We start from the raw sequence: 18,057 nt of genomic DNA, 5'->3' as shown, positions 1-18,057 counted from the left end.
GGCCGGTTCCCGACACGCGTCGGTGAACCGGCCCTCTTCCGGTGTGGAACCCGCCTCCCGGGGCGAGGCTTGCACCATGACGGAGGCGATCGCACACGGCACCAGCAGCAGCCACGGGGACACCCACACCCTGCGGTTCGCCCTCTTCCTGCCGTACGCGGCGGCCAGGGTGTGGGGCGAGGTGGCCACCCCGGTGGGGCTGGGACAGTGGCTCGCCACCGCCGACGTCTTCGAGTCACGGCTCGGCGGCCGGGTCACCCTGCGCGGCTCCGGCGGGCCGGTGGCCGCCGGGACCGTCACCGCCTGGGACGGCGAGCGGGTCGCCGAGTACACCTTCGGCGGGCGCGGCCGCATCAGGTTCCATCTGGAATCCGTGGGCGCCGAGGCGACCGTGGTGCGCTTCACCCATGAGTTCACCGGCGCCGCCGACCGCCGGCCGGAGGCACTGGCTTGCTGGCACGAGCACTTCGAGCTGCTCCACGAAGTCCTCGAAGGCCGCCCCGGGCTCCGGCCGGGCGAACCGGCCGGGAACCGCGAGCGGCGCCGGCAGCTGCGCTCCGCCTACTCGCCGCGCGGCGGCAGACACTCCTGAGCCGGCGGCTTCTTCGTCTTCGCCGGCCAGGCCAGCTTCACGAACTCCTGAGTCCCGGTCTGCGTCAACTGCACGATGGCCACGGCCTTGTCGTACGGGTTCCCGAAGTTGTCCAGGCAGATCCAGCCGCTCGCGCCGTTCACCCGCAGCGGTCCCTGCAGCTTCGACCAGACCGCCGCGACGTCCTCGATGTCCGGCAGGGCGCTGCTGCTCGCCCTGGCCCTGCGGATCCCGGTCACCGCGGTCGCCATTCCGTCGTACGCGATGATCGCCTGCCCGTCCGCGAGCGAGGTGGCGTCCATCGGCCCGATCGGCCCGACACCCTTGCCCGAAGCCACGGCCACCGCGTTCGTGAAGGCCGAGTAGGCGGCCGGGCTGCCGCCGGTCGACGGCATCTGCGGGTCGGTCGCCTTCGACCACGAGCCGGGGTGCGCGAGCGCCGCGTACTGCACGACGACCGGCTCCGCGCCCTTCTTGGGCTTCAGCGCCTGCTTGTTCAGCTTGGTGTCGTAGCCGAGGTAGGAACCCTCGTCACCGGTGAGGATGGTGAACTTCGTGCGGACGCAGATCCGGTTGCCCAGCGCGTTCACGAACTGCCGCAGCTGGGTGTGGCGGCCGGCGAAGAGGATCGTGTTCACCTGGTGGGCCGAGCAGATCGCGTCGGTGATCTGCGCGAAGGTGTTGGCGGTCGAGCCGTCCTCGGACTGGTCGGGCGGCGATGTGTACACCCGGTCCTCGTACGGCGCGCCCGCCAGCATCCCGTTGAAGGCGGCCCGCAAGGTCTCCGTGTAGTGGTCGCCGGGGTGCGTGTCGCGCACCAGGAGCGTCTTCTTCGGGTCGATGTCGGCGAAGTTCTTCAGCGCGTCGGCCTCGTCCTTGTTCGTCGGCGAGACCCGGGCGAGCCCAGGGAAGGGGATGTTCTTGGGGCCGTTGGAGATGTCGTCGGCGGTGATGGTGGTGCCGATCACCGGAATGTGACTGCCGGTCAGCTCGGTCACCGCGTCACGGGTGGCGTCGCTGCTGGTCGCCACGCCGGAGACGGCGCGCAGATGGTCCGGGGCGCCGGTCATGGTCTTGAGCCTCTGGACCGTCTTCTTCCACTGGCCGCTGCCGGTACCGGTGTTGGCGAGGACCAGCCGGATCTTCGGCACCTGGTCGTTGTCGTCGTGGTTGGCGCGGTACTGCTCGACGAACGCGCCCTGCGCCTCGTGCAGCACCTTGTTCGCCATGTCGCCGTCCGTCGAGGTCAGCGGCAGCAGCAGGGCCACCGTCGCGTACTGGTCCTTCTTCAGCGTCCTGTTCTCACGGGCGATGGCCTGCGCCACCTCGCGCAGCGCCGGGCGCCCGAAGTCGTAACCGTCGCCGTTGACCCCTATGCACTCCGCCCCCTTCTCGGGCCGGTCGACGCCCTTCGCGCAGTGCAGATCCGGGGTGTAGACGGCGTACGCGGCGATGCCCGCACCGGCGAGCAGGACCAGGACCACCACCGAGGTGAGGATGCGCCGCAGACCCGTGTACCAGAAGAACTCGCGGAACCTGTTGCTCACGGCGTATTGCCCCCTGGGTCGATGGCGGTACGGTCCGGGCTGCGCCACTCACGGACCGCCGAAGGCCAGGTCCTGGAGGCGTGCCAGAGCACTTCGTTGCCGGTCGGATGCAGCGCCGAGAGCTGGGCCAGCTCGTCGCCCATCTTCTCCGTGAGACCTTCGTCGGGCAGCGCCAGCAGATCGGTCAGCTGCCAGACGCAGTAGAGCAGCCGGCGCACGCGCAGATGGAACACCCGGTCGGTGCCGGCCGGCGGCTGCTGCTCGGCGTCGGTCCGCCCCAGGGCCACCGCCCGCCGTACGTCGTGCTCCGCGAAGTGCGGGGCCGACGCGATGAAGCGCAGCTCGTCGAGCCAGACGGCGGCGTCGGCCTCACGGAAGGTGTCCCGCAGATGCGCGACGGCGTTCCCGGTGCTGCCCAGCGCCAGTTCGTGGTGGAGGCGGCGCGGGGCCAGCTCCGCGCAGTGGTCGCGCATCGTCTCCTGGACCTCGCGCCACAGCTCCGACGAGGACGAGGGCTCCCCGGTGGGATGGCGCAGCCGGTGCAGCAGCAGGGTGCGCAGGAACGGGTCGCCGACGAAGTGGTCGGGCGCGGCCGGCCAGCACTCGTCGGCCAGCAGATCGCGCATCGGCAGCACACCGGCCCGGCCGCCGTCGTGGTCGAGCCGGGCGGCGGCGAGCACTTCGGCGTCGGCCGTGCTGTGGGCAGCGGCCAGCACGGCGAGCCGGTCGAGCCTGGCCGGGGGCACCAGCTGCTGGAGCAGCTCGGTCGCGGTCGGGCGGCCCGGTTCGTCCTCGCGCAGCGCGACGGGCAGCGAGAGCAGCACACCTGGGGTGAGGCCGTCGGCGCCGTCGTCGGGCGGCGCCGCGGCCCCGGCCGGCCGGACGGCCTGCCCGGCGGCCTTCGTCAGCAGCGCCACCCCGAGCGGGCGCCCGCCGGTCAGCCGGTGGATGGAGCGGGCCAGCAGCGGCGGGGTGCGCATCGCCGGGTCCTCGCGGTCGAGGAGCTGGCTCACATGCTCGGGGGCCAGCTCCGTCAGCTCCACGGTGAGCGCACCCGAAGCGACCTCGGTGCCCCGGGTCCAGGGCGTGGAGTGGGTGACCTCGGGCAGCACACACCGCGGGGCCGAGTGCAGCGCCGGATGGTCGTCGCCGCGCAGCGCGGCGACGAAGACGACCTGGTCGAGCCGGCCCGCCGCGCGGTCGCGCAGCACCGGTTCCAGCAGCCTGCGGCCCAGCGGAGCCTGGACGTTGTCGAGCAGCACCAGGGGCCTGCCGACCCGGCGCAGCCGCCCGAGCCCCTGGTAGGCGGCGCGCAGATCGGCGCGGAGCGCGCCCACGAGATGCCGCTCGGCGAGGGCGCGGGCATCGCTGTCGCGGTCGCGGTGGAACTGCAGCGCCAGCAGATTCAGCCCCCGCTTCGCCTGGCCGCCCGCGCCCGGGTAGTCCCCGTACCAGTTGGCAGCGGCGCGCTGGCCCCGGTCGAAGAGGTCTTCGAGCAGCGACTCGACGGTGGTCTCCACGATGACGTCGAGGCCGGGCGGCGCACCCGTCCACAGCGCGGCGAACTTCGCCGTGATCTTGACGAGCCAGCCCTTGCCCAGACCCTTGAGGCGCGCCCCGGACTCGACGAGCATGCCGAGCCGCAGCGCCTCGTCGTGCACCTGCTGGCTGTTGTTCGGGTCCCACCCGGTGGAGGCGATGGCCACCAGACCGGCGGCCAGCCGCGGGAACTCGATCGCCCCGGCGCCCCGCACGGCCGGGCCGAGCTGCTCCCCGAGCACGGAGAGCGCCTCGGTGACCGGCGACCAGTAGGGGGCGCGCCGGTGGCCTGCCGGGAGCGCGGCGAAGTCCTGGTGCTCGCAGTCGATGAGGGCGACGGGGGTGCGGCCTCGGTAGTTGGTGCGGAGCTGTTTGAGTACGACGGTCTTGCCCATGCCGCGCCCGCCCGTCAGGACGGTGACCGGCAGATCGTCGCGGCTGCCCGCGAACGCCTCGACGGGGGCCTGCTGGAACCCCTGCGGTGGCAGGCCGACCAGCCGTGGTGCGAGACCGTGGAGGAGACCGCCCCGTGCGTACAACTCCCTTTCCACAGCACCTCCCGCGCCGGCGTGCGCAGATGTCACTGCGTCAACATCAGCTTACCGAGGGAGGGTTGGGAGGGGCATAGGCTTTCGGGCGTCCGGAAGCGGAGGCCGGGCCTCACTCCTCGCCGGGGCCGGGCTCACTCCTCGCCGATGTCTTCGTTCCAGAGCGCCGGGTTCTCCGCGATGAAGTCCCGCATCAGCGCGGTGCATTCGGCGTCGTCGAGGACGGTGACCCGCACCCCGTGCGCGGCGAGCCAGTCGTGGCCGCCGTGGAAGGTGGCGGCCTCGCCGACCACCAGCCGGGAGATCCCGAACTGCCTGACCAGGCCGCTGCAGTACCAGCAGGGGGAGAGCGTGGTGACCATGGTCGTGCCCCGGTACGACCGCTGGCGTCCCGCGGCGCGGAAGGCGGAGGTCTCGGCGTGCGTCGACGGATCGCCGTCCTGGACACGCCTGTTGTGCCCGCGGCCCAGCAGCGCGCCGTCCGCCCCGTACAGCGCGGCCCCGATCGGGATGCCGCCCTCGGCGAGGCCGGCCCGTGCCTCGGCGACCGCGGTGGCCAGCCACCGCTGCGCCAGTGCGCGGTCCACAGCCGTTCCGTCCCCGTCGATGTCCCTGCCGATGTCCCTGCCGATGTCCCTGTCCATGTCGATGCTCCGCTCCGGCCCGTCCGTCCGCTCCACGCTGTCCGTCCCCGCTCCGCCCGTCCCTCAGACCGCGTCCCCGCCGCTCTCGCGGCGGCGCAGTTCGTCCTCGCGGCGGCGCAGGTCGGCCTCCCAGTCCTTGAGCAGTTCCTCGTCCTTCCTGTTCTCCGCGCGCAGGCTGTCGAGGAACTCCGGGTTGTCGTCGGGCGCCGTCCAGGCGGCCCGTCCGCCGCGCCGCGGGCCGGCGGGGGAGGCTCCGGCGCCGCCGGGCCCGCGCCGGTTCCGGCCCGCCACGACCCAGGCGACCGGGCCGACGAGCACCTCGCCGAAGAGCAGGATGATGAGGACCCACACGACCTTGGGCAGGCCGCGTACCTCCTCCTCCGGGGTGTTCAGGCAGTCGATGAACGCGTAGATCCACACCGCGAGGACCAGCAGAAGGGGCAGATACCTGAGCATGGCCGAGCGTTCCCCCCGGGAATGGCTGAGAGACGTCCGCAACGTCCCGATGACGGCCACAGGGTAGCGGCCGGGCACCGTCCCGCGCTGAGCCGAGACCGTCCGGCACATGGCGGACACCGGGTTCACCGCCGGGGATGACAGACTGGACCGCATGGCTTACGACGATCTTCGCTCGCTGCTCAGGGCGCTGGAGCGCGACGGCGACCTCAAGCGCATCAAGGTCGAGGTCGACCCCCATCTGGAGGTCGGGGAGATCGTCGACCGCGTCAACAAGGCGGGCGGCCCGGCCCTGCTCTTCGAGAACGTCAAGGGCGCGTCGATGCCCCTGGCGATGAACGTCTTCGGCACCGACCGGCGGCTGCTCAAGGCGCTCGGCCTCAGCTCGTACGACGAGATCAGTGACCGGATCGGCGGGCTGCTCAGGCCGGAGCTGCCGCAGGGCTTCGTCGGCGTACGGGAAGCCTTCGGCAAGCTGGGCACGATGGTCCACGTACCGCCGAAGAAGGTGAAGCCGGAGGCCGCGCCCGTCCAGGAAGTGGTGCTCACCGGGGACGATGTGGACCTCGACCGGCTCCCGGCGCTCTTCACCTGGCCCGAGGACGGCGGCTCCTTCTTCAACCTGGGGCTCACCCACACCAAGCACCCCGAGACCGGCATCCGCAACCTCGGGCTCTACCGTCTCCAGCGCCACGACAAGCGCACCATCGGGATGCACTGGCAGATCCACAAGGACAGCCGCAACCACTACGCGGTGGCGGCCAGGAAGGGCGAGCGGCTGCCCGTCGCCATCGCGTTCGGCGCGCCGCCCGCGGTGACGTACGCCTCCACGGCCCCGCTCCCCGAGGACATCGACGAGTACCTCTTCGCCGGCTTCGTGCAGGGCAAGCGGATCGAGATGGTCGACTGCAGGACGGTCCCGCTCCAGGTCCCCGCCCAGGCCGAAGTCGTCCTGGAGGGCTGGCTGGAGCCCGGCGAGACGCTGCCCGAGGGGCCGTTCGGCGACCACACCGGCTTCTACACCCCGCAGGAACCGTTCCCCGCACTGACGATCGACTGCGTCACGATGCGCCGCCGTCCGCTGCTCCAGTCGATCGTCGTCGGCCGCCCGCCGACCGAGGACGGCCCGCTGGGCCGCGCGACGGAACGCTTCTTCCTGCCGCTGCTCAAGATCATCATCCCGGACATCGTGGACTACCACCTGCCCGAGTCGGGCGGCTTCCACAACTGCGCGATCGTCTCGATCGACAAGAAGTACCCGAAGCACGCCCAGAAGGTGATGCACGCCGTCTGGGGCGCACACATGATGTCGCTCACCAAACTCATCGTCGTGGTGGACGCCGACTGCGATGTGCACGATCTGCACGAGGTGTCCTGGCGGGCCCTCGGCAACACGGACTACGCACGTGACCTGACCGTGGCAGAAGGCCCGGTCGACCATCTCGACCACGCCTCCTACCAGCAGTTCTGGGGTGGCAAGGCGGGTATCGACGCCACCCGGAAGTGGCCCGAGGAGGGCTACACGCGCGACGGCGGCTGGCCCGAGATGGTGCGGTCCGACCCTGCTGTCGCCGACCGGGTGACCAAGCGCTGGAAGGAGTACGGACTGTGAGCGCATCCGCCGCCGCGCTGCCGCAACCGGGCAGGACCAAGGCGTTCCTGCGTCTGGTGATGATCGAGCACTCGGTCTTCGCGCTGCCCTTCGCGTACATCGCCGCGCTGACCGCGATGTACCGTCTCGACGGCAACATCCACTGGGGGCGGCTGCTCCTGGTGACCGTCGCGATGGTCGGTCTGCGTACCTTCGCGATGGCCTGCAACCGCATCATCGACCGGGAGATCGACGCCAGGAACCCGCGCACCGCGTCCCGTGAACTCGTCACCGGCGCGGTCTCGGTGCGGTCGGCCTGGACGGGCGCGCTGGTCGCGGTCGTCGTCTTCCTCGGCGCCGCCGCCGCGCTGAACCCGCTCTGTCTGGCGCTGGCGCCCATCGCGGTCATCCCGATGGTGGTCTATCCGTACGGGAAGCGCTTCACCAACTTCCCGCACGCCATCCTCGGTCTGGCCCAGGCCATCGGCCCGGTCGGCGCCTGGCTGGCGGTCACCGGGCAGTGGTCCTGGGACGCGGTCGTCCTGGGCCTCGCGGTCGGTATCTGGATCGGCGGCTTCGACCTGATCTTCGGCTGCCAGGACGTCCAGGCGGACCGCGCCCACGGTGTGAAGTCGGTGCCCGCCCGCTTCGGCATCCCGGCCGCGCTGTACGGCGCCCGCGCCTGCCACGCGGTGACGACGGCCCTGCTGGTCTGGTACGCGGTGGCGACGGACGCCGGGGCGTTCTTCTGGGCCGGTCTGGTGATCGTCGCGGTGGCCTTCGTCTACGAGCACAACGTGGTGAAGCCGCACGACCTGTCCCGGCTGAACCGGGCCTTCTTCTCGGTCAACGGCTTCATCGGGATCGCCCTGTTCGTGTGCGCCCTGATAGATCTGCTGGTGCGGGGCCTGACCGTCTGACCGCGGTCCTGGCCGCCCGCCCGTCCCCCGACCCGCCTCCCCTTTCCGGCGGGCCGGACGGGCCCGGATAGGCTCGGATACGTGGAGCACGTGAATGTACACAGTCAGCAGCCGCGGCGGCCGTGGATCGTCGGAGTCTCCGGGGCGTCGGGTACGCCCTACGCGGCGGCCGTGCTCCGCGGGCTGCTCGACGCGGGCGAGGCCGTGGATCTGGTGGTCAGCCGCTCGTCGCGGCTGACGCTGCTCGACGAGACCGGGATCGCCTTCCGCGACGCCCACTGGCAGGAGGACCTGCGGACCTGGCTGGCCAGGGGCGCGGACGGGAAGCCGGACACGTTCGCGGTGGACCCGGGCCTCTTTGCGGACGGAACCGGAGCCGCCGGGACCGGAGTTGGTGACGGGACCCGAGCCGCTGGGGCCGAGGCTACCGCCGCCGTACGGCACTGGGCCGCCGGGGATCTGGCCGCCGGGCCGTCCTCCGGCTCGTACCCCGTCAAGGGAATGATCGTCGTCCCGGCGTCCACCGCCTGTGTGGCCGGGATCGCGCTCGGGCTTTCGAAGGATCTGCTCCAGCGGGCGGCGAGCGTGACGCTCAAGGAGCGGCGCCCGCTGGTGGTCGCCGTACGGGAGACCCCGCTGAGCGGCCAGACGCTGCGCCACCTGGTGACCCTGGACGAGGCGGGCGCCGTGGTGCTGCCCGCCTCTCCGGCGTTCTACGCGGGGGCGACGCACATCCAGGATCTGGTCGACTTCGTCGCGGGGCGCGCGCTCGACGCGGCAGGGGTGCCGCACCGGCTCTACCGCCGCTGGGAGGGAGAGCTCGGTGGCTCCCGCAAGGACTAGCTGCGTCGCGCCGGGGCCGGCCCGGCGCGCGGTCAGCGCTTCTTGGTGTGCCGCTTCGTACGGCGGGCCGGGGCCGCGGCGGCGATCCGGTGGTCACGCGAACGGTTGGCCTGGTCCTGCAGCTCGCGCATGCGGGCGTAGGCCATCTCGATCGTGTACACGGTGAACATCACTCCTGATGGAAGATTCGCAGGGCGTTTTCCCTGCACGCCTTAGATTCTAGACGTAAACTCGCGATATTGCTGAACAATGGAAGGCTTCAACAGTATGGACGCGGTGGACAGGCAGCTCATTCAGGCGCTGCGGGAGAACGGCAGGGCCTCCTACGCCGAGCTCGGGCGGCTCGTCGGGCTCTCCGGGCCCAGCGTCACCGACCGCATCAACCGTCTTGAGGCGGCCGGCGTGATCACCGGTTACCGTGCCACCGTCGACGCCAAGTCCCTCGGGCTCGGGGTGACCGCCCTCATCGGCATCTCGCTCTCGGACGCCGCCGACCACGAGGACGTCGCCCACCGGCTCAAGGACCTGGCCGAGATCGAGGACGCCTGGTTCATCGCGGGCGACGACTCGTACATGCTCAAGGTCAGGGTCGACGACGTGGACGGTCTCGAGCGCACGATCCGCCGGCTCAGCGGCACCCGCGGCGTCTCCCGCACCCGCACCACGATCGTGCTCTCCACCAAGTGGGAGAACCGCGTCGGAGAGCTGCCCGAGCCGAGCTGACCCGGCCCCCGAGCCCGCCGGGCCCGGCCTCCGGCGGCGAGTGCCAGCCGGGTCCCGGCGCCGTGCGGGCGGGGGAGTACGGTTGGCTGGTTGTTTACGTACGCATATGGGAGGCGGCCGCACGTGACTGCGTCGATCAATGATGTTGGCCTCAAGCGCGAGATCGAGGCGAAGGTCCGGGCGGGAGAGCGGCTGACCCGTGAGGACGGCGTCGCGCTCTACGAGACGGACGACCTGGCCTGGCTCGGCGGCCTCGCCCACGAGGTGCGTACCCGCAAGAACGGCGACGTTGTCCACTTCAACGTCAACCGGCACCTCAACATGACCAATGTCTGCACCGCCTCGTGCGCCTACTGCTCGTTCCAGCGCAAGCCGGGCGAGAAGGACGCGTACACGATGCGTATCGAGGAGGCCGTCCGCCTCGCCAAGGCGATGGAGGGCGACAACCTCACCGAGCTGCACATCGTCAACGGCCTGCACCCGACGCTGCCCTGGCGGTACTACCCGCGCTCGCTCAGCGCGCTCAAGGAAGCCCTTCCGCAGGTCGCGCTCAAGGCGTTCACCGCCACCGAGATCCACCACTTCGAGACGATCTCCGGGCTCTCCGCATCGGAGATCCTGGACGAGCTGATCGAGGCCGGCCTCGAATCGCTGACCGGTGGCGGCGCCGAGATCTTCGACTGGGAGGTCCGGCAGCACATCGTCGACCACGCCACCCACTGGGAGGACTGGTCGCGCATCCACCGCCTCGCCCACGAGAAGGGGCTCAAGACCCCGGCGACGATGCTGTACGGCCACATCGAGGAGCCGCGCCACCGCGTGGACCACGTCCTGCGGCTGCGTGAACTCCAGGACGAGACCGGCGGTTTCCAGGTCTTCATCCCGCTGCGCTACCAGCACGACTTCGTGGACATGAAGGACGGCAAGGTCCGTAACAAGCTCCAGGTGCGGACCACGATGGCGACCGGCGCCGAGGCGCTCAAGACCTTCGCGGTCTCCCGGCTGCTCTTCGACAACGTCCCGCACGTGAAGGTCTTCTGGCCCATGCACGGCGTCCAGACCTCGCAGCTCGCGCTGCAGCACGGCGCCGACGACATGGACGGCTCGGTGGTCGAGTACAAGATCACCCACGACGCCGACAACTACGGCACGCCGAACAAGCTCGGCCGTGAGGACCTGCTCGAACTGATCAGGGACGCGGGCTTCCGTCCGGTCGAGCGCAACACGCAGTACGAGATCGTCCGCGAGTTCGACGGCCCGGACCCGGCCCGCCGGGACGCCCCGCAGCCGATGCGCTTCTGAACCGGGCGCGCGTTCGCATCGGAACCCCGGCCGCGGCCGGGGTTCCGTGCTTTCCTACGCTGGACGTATGAGCCTCACGTTTGAACTGGACCCGCGGATGGACGCCACACTGCGGGACGAAGTGGTCGCGCTCTGGACGGATGTGTCGAACGCCGGCGGCGCCGTCGGTTTCGTCCCCCCGGTCACGTCCGACGACGTCCGCCCGGAACTGATCAAGCACCTGACCGCGATGACCGAGGGCCGCGTCCGGCTGCTGGTCGGCCGTGAGGAGAGCGGGCGGGTCGCCGCCACCGCGTTCCTCACGCTCAACACGCACCGTCTGATGCGCCACTGGGTCTGGCTCTACACCGTGATGCTCCACCCCTCGCTCCAGGGCAAGGGGTACGGACGCGACCTGATGGCCGCGGCCGCCGACGCCGCCCGCGACATCGGCGGCATCGAGGGGATCAGGCTCACCTGCCGGGGCGGCGCCGGAGTGGACCGGTTCTACGCGTCCTGCGGCTACAAGGAAGTGGGCCGGGCGCCCGGCGCGATCCGGGTCGCGCCCGGCGACGACCGCGACGACATCATGATGTACCTGCCGCTGCTCTGACCCGGCGCGTGCCGCCGCTTCGCCCGGCACGCCGGACCCGTACCCCGGCCGGGGTGATCGCAAGTGGGACGTGCTTCACTTGTCGGGCAGGATCGGCAGGACCAGCTGCCACCGGAAGCATTGCAACGGTACGAAGAGAGAGGCCCCAGCCGTGTCTGTAGCCAACCCGGGCGCCACGATCCGCTACACCGCGATGCGGATCGTCATCTTCATGGCATCCCTGGTCTTCTGCGCGATCCTCGTCCACTTCGGCATCGTTCCCAAGGGGCTCGGCGGCTCCAACTTCATCTGGACGATCCTGCTGGCGCTGGTCATCTCCGCGCCGCTCAGCTTCGTCCTGCTGCGCAGGCAGCGCGACAAGATGTCCGAGCAGCTGATCAACAGGGTCGAGCGGACCAAGGCCAAGCTGGAGGCCAACCGTACGCAGGAGGACGGCCTCACCCAGTAGGCACCGTCCGCCGAGTGCGCCGGGCAGGCCGCGCGGCTGTCCCAAGGCGCGGGCAAGCGCCGTAAGTTACGTCACACACGCCGGGAACCCCGGGCCGGAGCGAGCTGCTCCGGCCCGGGGTTCCCGGCGTTTTCGCGTACTACCGCACCCCTGCCCCAAAGAACGGCTTTGAGGCACTCAAAGTTCAAGTGTTAACGTGTTCGACATGAAGACAGCCGTGCGCCCGCATCCCAAGAGCACTGCGCTCGTGGAGCGCCTGCATGTCGATCTCTGCCGCTGCATGTCCGCGGCCTGTCGCCGCGTCTGATCGGCCTCATGCGGCGGCGCCCCTAGTGATGGGCGCCGTGTCCCCGTCCCCCCGTGCTCCGTACCGAGCACACAGCCGCGTCCTCACCGGAGTGTCCTCATGTCCGCAGGTCCCGCGAGCTCAGCGAATTCCGCGAGTTCCCCCGCGAATGCCACCGGCAGTGCCGGTACCGGCCCCGCGAAGAAGTCCCGAATATCCGACAAGTTCCCGTTCTGGGCGCAGATCATCGCCGGTCTGCTCCTGGGTGTCCTGCTCGGCTGGCTGGCCCGCAGCCAGGACATCAGCTGGCTCAAGTCCACGCTGGAGCACGTCGGCGGGATCTTCATCCAGCTGCTGAAGCTGGCGGTCGCCCCGCTCGTCTTCTTCGCGATCCTGGTGTCGATCACCAACCTGCGCAAGGTCAACAACGCCGCCAGGCTGGCCACCCGTACCGTGATGTGGTTCATGATCACCTCGCTGATCGCGGTCGTCATCGGCCTCGCGATCGGCCTGATCACCAACCCCGGCGCGGGCACCGGCCTCACGCCCAAGGACGGCAAGGCGCCCGACGGCTCCGGCTCCTGGATCGACTTCCTGACCGGCATCGTGCCGACGGACGTCGTCACCCCCTTCACCCAGCTGAACGTCCTCCAGATCGTCTTCATGGCCGCCGTCGCCGGTATCGCCGCGCTCCAGCTCGGTGAGAAGGCGGAGCCGATCCTCAAGATCAGCGAGTCCGTCCTCGAACTGCTCCAGAAGGCCCTGTGGTGGGTCATCCGCCTCGCGCCGCTGGGCACCATCGGCCTGATCGGCTTCGCCATCGCCGACTACGGCTGGGACCTGATCGGCAAGTACGCGACCTTCACCGCCGACATCTACGTCGGCTGCGCCCTGGTGCTGTTCGTCGTCTACCCGGTGCTGCTCGCGACGGTCGCCAAGGTCAACCCGCTGCAGTTCTTCAAGGGCGCCTGGCCCGCCATCCAGCTGGGCTTCGTCTCCCGCTCGTCGGTCGGCACCATGCCGGTCACCCAGCGGGTCACCGAGCGCCTCGGTGTGCCCAAGGAGTACGCCTCGTTCGCGGTGCCGTTCGGCTCGACCACCAAGATGGACGGCTGCGCCTCGATCTACCCGGCGATCGCCGCGATCTTCATCGCGCAGATCTTCGACGTGCACCTCGGCGTCCAGGACTACCTGCTGATCGCCTTCGTCTCGGTCATCGGCTCGGCGGCCACCGCCGGACTGACCGGTGCGACCGTGATGCTGACGCTGACCCTCTCCACGCTGGGGCTCCCGCTGGAGGGTGTGGGTCTGCTGATGGCGATCGACCCGATCCTGGACATGATGCGCACCGCGACCAACGTCGCCGGCCAGGCGCTGATCCCGGTCATCGTCTCGGCCCGGGAGAAGATCCTCGACCTCGACGCGTTCAACTCCGCTTCGTCGTCCCCGGTCGACGAGCCCGAGGTGCACGCTGCGGACGCCGAGCAGAAGCCGTCGGTTCCGGTCGCTGCCTGACCGTTTTCCGACCGGATTGCGCCTGCCCGGTCGTTGCTTGATCGTTTACTTCACGCCACCCGGCCCCTCCTCCGTACGACGGGGAGGGGCCGGAGCCGTACCCTTGCCAGGTGCGGACCAACTGGCTGGAGGGGCTCTGAGGTGAGTGCGGTCAAGGCGGCCAAGGCCAAGCGGATGCCGAGGGCGGTGCGCGAGCAGCAGATGATGGACGCTGCCGTGCGGACGTTCGGGCAGCGCGGGTACCGGGCCGCCTCGATGGACGAGATCGCCGAGCTTGCGGGAGTGTCCAAGCCGCTGGTCTATCTCTATCTGAACTCCAAGGAAGAGCTCTTCACCGCGTGCATCCGCCGGGAGGCCCAGGCCCTGGTCGCCGCGGTACGGGCCGCTGTGGACCCGGCCGACCCCGCGGACCGGCAGCTGTGGCACGGCGTCGGCGCCTTCTTCGAGCACACCGCCGGCCACCCGGACGGCTGGAACGTCCTGCACCACCAGGCCCGTACGCACGGGGAGCCGTTCGCCGCCGAAGTCACCGCGATGCGTGACGAGATCGCCAGCTTCGTGACGGGCCTGATCGGCGCGGCGGCGCGTGAGGCGCACCGCGACCCGGCGCTGCCCGACCGCGATGTGGCGGGCCTCGCCCAGGCGTTGGTGGGCGCGGCGGAATCCCTGGCCGGCTGGGCGAACGCGACACCCGGAGTCTCCGCCAAGGAGGCCGCGTCGACGCTGATGAACTTCGCCTGGGCGGGCCTGGAGAACCTTATGAACGGGGAGCGCTGGGCGCCGTCACCACGCCCGTGAGGTGGACCCGTTCCACCGCGTCCGGGCCCCGGCCCCGGCTCCGTACCGCGAAGTGACCGTCCCCGGCCGCGAACGTGACGGTCCCGGGCAGCAGCACCGGCGCCCTGAACTCGATCCGTACGTGGACGGCGTCCGGGGTCCCGGCCTCCGCCAGACAGCGGGCGGCCGTCCACATGCCGTGGGCGATGGCGCGCGGAAAGCCGAAGAGCTTCGCGGTCAGCGGGGACAGATGGATCGGGTTGCGGTCCCCCGAAGCGGCACCGTAACGACGCCCGAGCCCGGCGGGAAGCTCCCAGGTGGCGGTGGCGGTGGCGGCGGCGGTGGCGGTGGCGGTCGCCGCGTCGACGCTGTTGGCGGTGCGGTCGTGATCGTCCGTACGGGCCACCGATCCGTCCGGCGCCGTCGGATGCCGGGCCAGATACGTACTCCGCGACTCCCAGACCAGCTCACCCGCGAGCCGCGCCTCGGTCACCATGACGACCTCGGTCCCGCGCCGGTGCGGCCTGAGCTCCTGTGCGTACACGGTCAGTTCAGGGCGGCAGTCCAGGGGCAGGGCGCGCCACTGGGTGATCTCGATGCCGGTGTGGACGAGCCCGAGAACCGGCAGGGGGAAGGCCCGTGCGGTCATCAGCCGCATGGCCAGCGGAAAGCCGAGGACGTGCGGATAGGTGAGGGGAAGCGATCCGGCCTGCCCGAACCCGCAGACCCGGGCGTACGAACGCAGCCGCCCCGGCTCGATCCGGGCCCCTGGCCGCACCAGCCGGTCAGCGGGCAGTGGCGCACCGGCGGACACGGCCCGTTTGAAGGGCGACCCCAGCGCACCGCGCACCATGGAGGGCAGCAGGCCGGGGGAGTGCGGGCGACGGTCACTCATGGTCCGGGCTCCCTGATGCGTCTGGTGGGTCTGATCCGTACGGTATTTACTCCTCAGTAAGGTTACCTGTGGGTCAGGTCTTGGTCGAGGCGGTGGACCCCGTGGATCTCTCGATTCTTCCAAGTCCGCCTGGAGTGCGGGATGTTAGCCTGACCAGCCGCTCTGGGAGGTCTGCGGCAAGGGGGATGCACTGTGGCACGACCGGACGATCCGGCTGAGGAAACGCCGGCGCAGCTGAAGAAACGCGCGGGCGATCTGCGGGCCTGCGCCCGCAAGGCCCGCGCGCTCGCCAAGAGGCTCGGGCCCCATCTCGACGGTGCGGCGAAGAAGGCCCGGCAGACCGATCCGCCGGTCTGGCACGGACCGTTCGCCGCCCGGTCGACGCGGCAGATCACGGACCGCAAGGGCACCCTGGGGGAGATGGCGTCCGCGCTCATGCACGACGCAGGCCGCTGGGACACCGAGGCCGACCGGCTCGACGACCAGGCGAAGACCGCATCGGCCAAGCAGAAGACGGGGCCGGGGCATTGACCGAATTCCGCGGCTTCGACAGCACCGAGATACGCGCCCTCGCCTCCAGCCTGCGCAAGCTGGGCGGCGACGCACGCGGTCTGCACCGGGACGTGGCCTCCGTCCTCACCGAGGCGGCCCAGCTCCTGAAGGGCAAGCCGGCCACCACCGATCCGCTGCTGCGGCCCCTGGTCGGCCAGGTCTTTCTCCTGCCGTCGTTCTTCGGCGGGCCCACACAGATGCCCGGGGTGCTCGACGGCGAACTCGGCGACATGGCCGACTCGATGGACCGCCGCAGCAAACAGCTCGACGAGTGCAAGGTCCTCATCGGCCACGGCTACGCGGTCGACCCGGCGCTCCTCTTCGCGGACGAGGCCCCGGCCGACGAGCAGCACATCAAGGACGCGCTGAAACAGCTGAAGGACCTCGACGGCAAGGACTTCGGCACCAACGGCAACCGCGACGACCTGAAGAAGGTCGAGAGCATGCTGGACGGGATGACCTCCGCCGAACTGGACGCCTTCTTCGACCGCGTTCCCGAGGCCGACCTGAAGCGCTACAACGACCTGATCAACAACACGGACGACAGCGGCTGGAAGTGGTGGGACGAGAACGGCCTGCCCGAGGGCGAGCGCCGTGACCACCTCAGCGGGATCCTGGCGAAGCTCGGCCCCGAGCACTGGGCCAAGGCGCAGGCGGCCTTCCCCGGTATGCAGCCGGGTTTCGACACGACGGACGCCTATCTCGACGGCAAGAACTCCCAGTCCGGCATGGACGCCAAGGGAATGCACTGGGGCACCCCGGCCGACCCGCTCTTCGCCCCCGGCTCCAACGGCCAGGACATCAATGCCGCCGACATCAATCAGGGCCGGTTCGGCGACTGCTGGTACATCGCGTCGCTCACCTCGACCGCCCAGGTGAACCCGCAGTTCATCCGTGACGGGATCAAGCAGAACGCCAACGGCACCATCAACGTCCGCATCTGGGACAAGGACGGCAACCAGCGCTGGGTGACCGTCACCCCGGACCTGCCGCTGGACAAGGACGGCACGCCCATGACCGCCCACGCCCAGGGAGCCATGTGGCCCGCCTACTACGAGAAGGCTTTCGCGCTCGTCTACGGTGGCGACGACGGCGGCGCGCCCGACGACCACCAGGGCGACAAGCGCTACGACCGTACGGAACACGGCACGTACGGGGCGATCGAGTGGGACTACAACGAGAAGGCCCCGCCCTATGTCACCGGCCACGACTCCAAGGGCATCGACAACAACGTCGACGCGGTGCGGACGAGCTTCGACTCCGGGCACCCGGTGATCGTCAGTACCGGCAGCGGGGACGACCTGAACAAGAAGGGCCAGGACAAATGGGGAACGACGTTCTCCACCCGGCACGTTTACTACGTCAAGGGATTCAAGGACGGCAAGATCGTGCTCGGTAACCCGTGGGGCCCGCCCTACCAGGACATCGAGGCCACCCCCGACGAGTACAAGCAGTTCTTCGGGGATCCGCAGGCTCTGGAGGTACCCACGTCATGAAGGCAGTCCGATCCGCCGCGGCCTGCGGCTGTGTACTGCTCGCCGTGGGCTGCGGCTCCTCCGGGGAACACGACGTGTCCTCGCCGTCCCCCGGCGCATCGGCTACGAGCCCCGCGCCGCCCGCCGACAAGGGCCCGGTGTGCGACGGGGATCCGGCCGCGAAGGGGTTCCATGTGCTGCGCGGCGGGTCCGTCCGGCTGCCCGGTGGGGCCGGGTCCGTCTCGTACCAGGAGGCGCGGGCGGACGGCTCGGGCCGTACGGCGGTGCTGGGCACCGGGACGGGCGCCGGCACCGGCACGGCGGGCACCGGCACGGCGGGCGCCGGTCCCCGGGGCCGGACCGTGAAGCCGGGGCAGGCCGTCACCCTGGGCGGTGCCCCGTACACGGTCGCGCAGATCTGCACCTACCGAGTCGTCCTCACACCGAAGGGCCAGAAGAACGTGACCGAGTCACCGCAGCCCAGCTCCGCGGCCGGCTGGCCGTCCCTGACCGACGGGCGTTTCCGCCTCAGGTGGCATGTGCCGAACAACGAGTACAGCGGGCAGTACAGCGCCGTCGTGACGGAGATCAACCCGGGCCCGCGCGCCGACATCGGCATCACCGGCCGGGACGGCGGGAGCGCCGCCTACCGGGACGCCCGCGTGGGCGACACCCTGGAGTTCGCCGGCCGGCTGTGGAAGGTGGCGGCCATCGGGACCGGTGACGGCAGCCCCGCCGAGAGCAACCCGCACTCCGGGTATGTGGACCTGGAGCTGGTCGGACCGGCGGGCGGCTGACGCTCTCCTCCCGGT

Annotated in this window: 19 protein-coding genes; 13 read left to right on the top strand and 6 right to left on the bottom strand. The window is 70.5% G+C overall.

All coding sequences use genetic code 11. From position 1 onward, the window contains the following. The first annotated feature begins 76 nt into the window (after positions 1-76). On the top strand, positions 77-592 hold the full coding sequence (locus OG510_RS15615; protein ID WP_406137447.1) for an SRPBCC domain-containing protein: 516 nt from the start codon (positions 77-79) through the stop codon (positions 590-592). Here the strand turns inward: OG510_RS15615 and OG510_RS15610 are convergent. From OG510_RS15610 to OG510_RS15595, 4 genes are all read right to left on the bottom strand, one after another. Continuing rightward, on the bottom strand, positions 562-2,139 hold the full coding sequence (locus tag OG510_RS15610) for a hypothetical protein (protein WP_406137446.1): 1,578 nt from the start codon (positions 2,137-2,139) through the stop codon (positions 562-564). The genes OG510_RS15615 and OG510_RS15610 overlap by 31 nt on opposite strands. Continuing rightward, positions 2,136-4,229 (bottom strand): hypothetical protein, encoded by a 2,094-nt coding sequence (locus OG510_RS15605; protein WP_406137444.1) that lies wholly within the window; start codon positions 4,227-4,229, stop codon positions 2,136-2,138. The genes OG510_RS15610 and OG510_RS15605 overlap by 4 nt, the downstream gene beginning before the upstream one ends. 131 nt (positions 4,230-4,360) lie before the next feature. Beyond that, positions 4,361-4,870, bottom strand: coding sequence for a nucleoside deaminase (locus OG510_RS15600; protein WP_406142410.1), 510 nt, complete (start codon positions 4,868-4,870; stop codon positions 4,361-4,363). Between the two features lie 63 nt (positions 4,871-4,933). Continuing rightward, entirely contained in the window at positions 4,934-5,326 is a 393-nt protein-coding gene (locus tag OG510_RS15595) for a PLDc N-terminal domain-containing protein (RefSeq protein WP_406137442.1), read from the bottom strand. A 154-nt stretch (positions 5,327-5,480) separates the two neighbouring features. Here OG510_RS15595 and OG510_RS15590 point away from each other — a divergent pair, with 154 nt between their 5' ends. The 3 genes from OG510_RS15590 (at position 5,481) to OG510_RS15580 (ending at position 8,680) form a co-directional block, all read left to right on the top strand. Continuing rightward, positions 5,481-6,938 (top strand): menaquinone biosynthesis decarboxylase, encoded by a 1,458-nt coding sequence (locus tag OG510_RS15590; protein ID WP_406137441.1) that lies wholly within the window; start codon positions 5,481-5,483, stop codon positions 6,936-6,938. Further along, on the top strand, positions 6,935-7,837 hold the full coding sequence (gene mqnP, locus OG510_RS15585; RefSeq protein ID WP_406137439.1) for a menaquinone biosynthesis prenyltransferase MqnP: 903 nt from the start codon (positions 6,935-6,937) through the stop codon (positions 7,835-7,837). The genes OG510_RS15590 and mqnP overlap by 4 nt, the downstream gene beginning before the upstream one ends. Before the next feature lie 81 nt (positions 7,838-7,918). Continuing rightward, on the top strand, positions 7,919-8,680 hold the full coding sequence (locus OG510_RS15580; RefSeq protein WP_406137438.1) for a UbiX family flavin prenyltransferase: 762 nt from the start codon (positions 7,919-7,921) through the stop codon (positions 8,678-8,680). Between the two features lie 32 nt (positions 8,681-8,712). On the opposite strand, the gene OG510_RS15575 is transcribed toward OG510_RS15580, so the two are convergent. Then, positions 8,713-8,850, bottom strand: a complete 138-nt coding sequence (locus OG510_RS15575; RefSeq protein ID WP_164259267.1) for a hypothetical protein — start codon at positions 8,848-8,850, stop codon at positions 8,713-8,715. 97 nt (positions 8,851-8,947) lie between these two features. Between OG510_RS15575 and OG510_RS15570 the strand changes: the two genes are divergently transcribed. The 6 genes from OG510_RS15570 to OG510_RS15545 all read left to right on the top strand — a co-directional run bounded on the left by OG510_RS15570 (position 8,948) and on the right by OG510_RS15545 (position 14,344). Further along, on the top strand, positions 8,948-9,403 hold the full coding sequence (locus OG510_RS15570) for an Lrp/AsnC family transcriptional regulator (RefSeq protein WP_164259277.1): 456 nt from the start codon (positions 8,948-8,950) through the stop codon (positions 9,401-9,403). Positions 9,404-9,526: 123 nt separating this feature from the next. Next, positions 9,527-10,705, top strand: a complete 1,179-nt coding sequence (gene mqnE, locus OG510_RS15565) for an aminofutalosine synthase MqnE (protein WP_266854516.1) — start codon at positions 9,527-9,529, stop codon at positions 10,703-10,705. 67 nt (positions 10,706-10,772) lie between these two features. After that, positions 10,773-11,297, top strand: coding sequence for a GNAT family N-acetyltransferase (locus tag OG510_RS15560; protein ID WP_406137436.1), 525 nt, complete (start codon positions 10,773-10,775; stop codon positions 11,295-11,297). A gap of 151 nt (positions 11,298-11,448) precedes the next feature. Beyond that, entirely contained in the window at positions 11,449-11,745 is a 297-nt protein-coding gene (locus tag OG510_RS15555; protein ID WP_406137434.1) for a DUF4229 domain-containing protein, read from the top strand. A gap of 406 nt (positions 11,746-12,151) precedes the next feature. Next, positions 12,152-13,546 carry a dicarboxylate/amino acid:cation symporter gene (locus tag OG510_RS15550; RefSeq protein ID WP_164259283.1) on the top strand — a complete coding sequence of 465 codons (1,395 nt, stop codon included), beginning with the start codon at positions 12,152-12,154 and terminating at the stop codon, positions 13,544-13,546. Positions 13,547-13,720: 174 nt separating this feature from the next. Further along, entirely contained in the window at positions 13,721-14,344 is a 624-nt protein-coding gene (locus OG510_RS15545; protein ID WP_406142409.1) for a TetR/AcrR family transcriptional regulator, read from the top strand. On the opposite strand, the gene OG510_RS15540 is transcribed toward OG510_RS15545, so the two are convergent. Beyond that, positions 14,304-15,218, bottom strand: coding sequence for a MaoC family dehydratase (locus OG510_RS15540; RefSeq protein WP_406137432.1), 915 nt, complete (start codon positions 15,216-15,218; stop codon positions 14,304-14,306). The genes OG510_RS15545 and OG510_RS15540 overlap by 41 nt on opposite strands. A 192-nt stretch (positions 15,219-15,410) precedes the next feature. Here OG510_RS15540 and OG510_RS15535 point away from each other — a divergent pair, with 192 nt between their 5' ends. From OG510_RS15535 to OG510_RS15525, 3 genes are read left to right on the top strand one after another with little or no spacing between them, the layout of a single operon-like run. Next, positions 15,411-15,749, top strand: a complete 339-nt coding sequence (locus OG510_RS15535; RefSeq protein WP_406137430.1) for a hypothetical protein — start codon at positions 15,411-15,413, stop codon at positions 15,747-15,749. Then, entirely contained in the window at positions 15,746-17,266 is a 1,521-nt protein-coding gene (locus tag OG510_RS15530) for a C2 family cysteine protease (protein WP_406137429.1), read from the top strand. Before OG510_RS15535 ends, OG510_RS15530 begins: the two co-directional genes overlap by 4 nt. Next, a complete protein-coding gene (locus OG510_RS15525) occupies positions 17,263-18,042 on the top strand; it encodes a hypothetical protein (RefSeq protein WP_406137427.1) in 780 nt (259 codons plus the stop codon). The genes OG510_RS15530 and OG510_RS15525 overlap by 4 nt, the downstream gene beginning before the upstream one ends. The last annotated feature ends 15 nt before the right edge of the window (positions 18,043-18,057 follow it).

Source organism: Streptomyces sp. NBC_01089, from assembly GCF_045162975.1.
Taxonomy (GTDB): Bacteria; Actinomycetota; Actinomycetes; order Streptomycetales; family Streptomycetaceae; genus Streptomyces.
This window is presented reverse-complemented; position numbering and strand designations above follow the sequence as displayed.

What these genes read in the sequence shown, in the direction of transcription:
- OG510_RS15615 (WP_406137447.1), top strand. Translation starts at nt 77, where the DNA reads ATGACGGAGGCGATCGCACACGGCACCAGCAGCAGCCACGGGGACACC.
- OG510_RS15600 (WP_406142410.1), bottom strand. Translation starts at nt 4,870, where the DNA reads ATGGACAGGGACATCGGCAGGGACATCGGCAGGGACATCGACGGGGAC.
- OG510_RS15595 (WP_406137442.1), bottom strand. Translation starts at nt 5,326, where the DNA reads ATGCTCAGGTATCTGCCCCTTCTGCTGGTCCTCGCGGTGTGGATCTAC.
- OG510_RS15590 (WP_406137441.1), top strand. Translation starts at nt 5,481, where the DNA reads ATGGCTTACGACGATCTTCGCTCGCTGCTCAGGGCGCTGGAGCGCGAC.
- OG510_RS15575 (WP_164259267.1), bottom strand. Translation starts at nt 8,850, where the DNA reads ATGTTCACCGTGTACACGATCGAGATGGCCTACGCCCGCATGCGCGAG.
- OG510_RS15570 (WP_164259277.1), top strand. Translation starts at nt 8,948, where the DNA reads ATGGACGCGGTGGACAGGCAGCTCATTCAGGCGCTGCGGGAGAACGGC.
- OG510_RS15560 (WP_406137436.1), top strand. Translation starts at nt 10,773, where the DNA reads ATGAGCCTCACGTTTGAACTGGACCCGCGGATGGACGCCACACTGCGG.
- OG510_RS15550 (WP_164259283.1), top strand. Translation starts at nt 12,152, where the DNA reads ATGTCCGCAGGTCCCGCGAGCTCAGCGAATTCCGCGAGTTCCCCCGCG.
- OG510_RS15545 (WP_406142409.1), top strand. Translation starts at nt 13,721, where the DNA reads ATGCCGAGGGCGGTGCGCGAGCAGCAGATGATGGACGCTGCCGTGCGG.
- OG510_RS15540 (WP_406137432.1), bottom strand. Translation starts at nt 15,218, where the DNA reads ATGAGTGACCGTCGCCCGCACTCCCCCGGCCTGCTGCCCTCCATGGTG.
- OG510_RS15525 (WP_406137427.1), top strand. Translation starts at nt 17,263, where the DNA reads ATGAAGGCAGTCCGATCCGCCGCGGCCTGCGGCTGTGTACTGCTCGCC.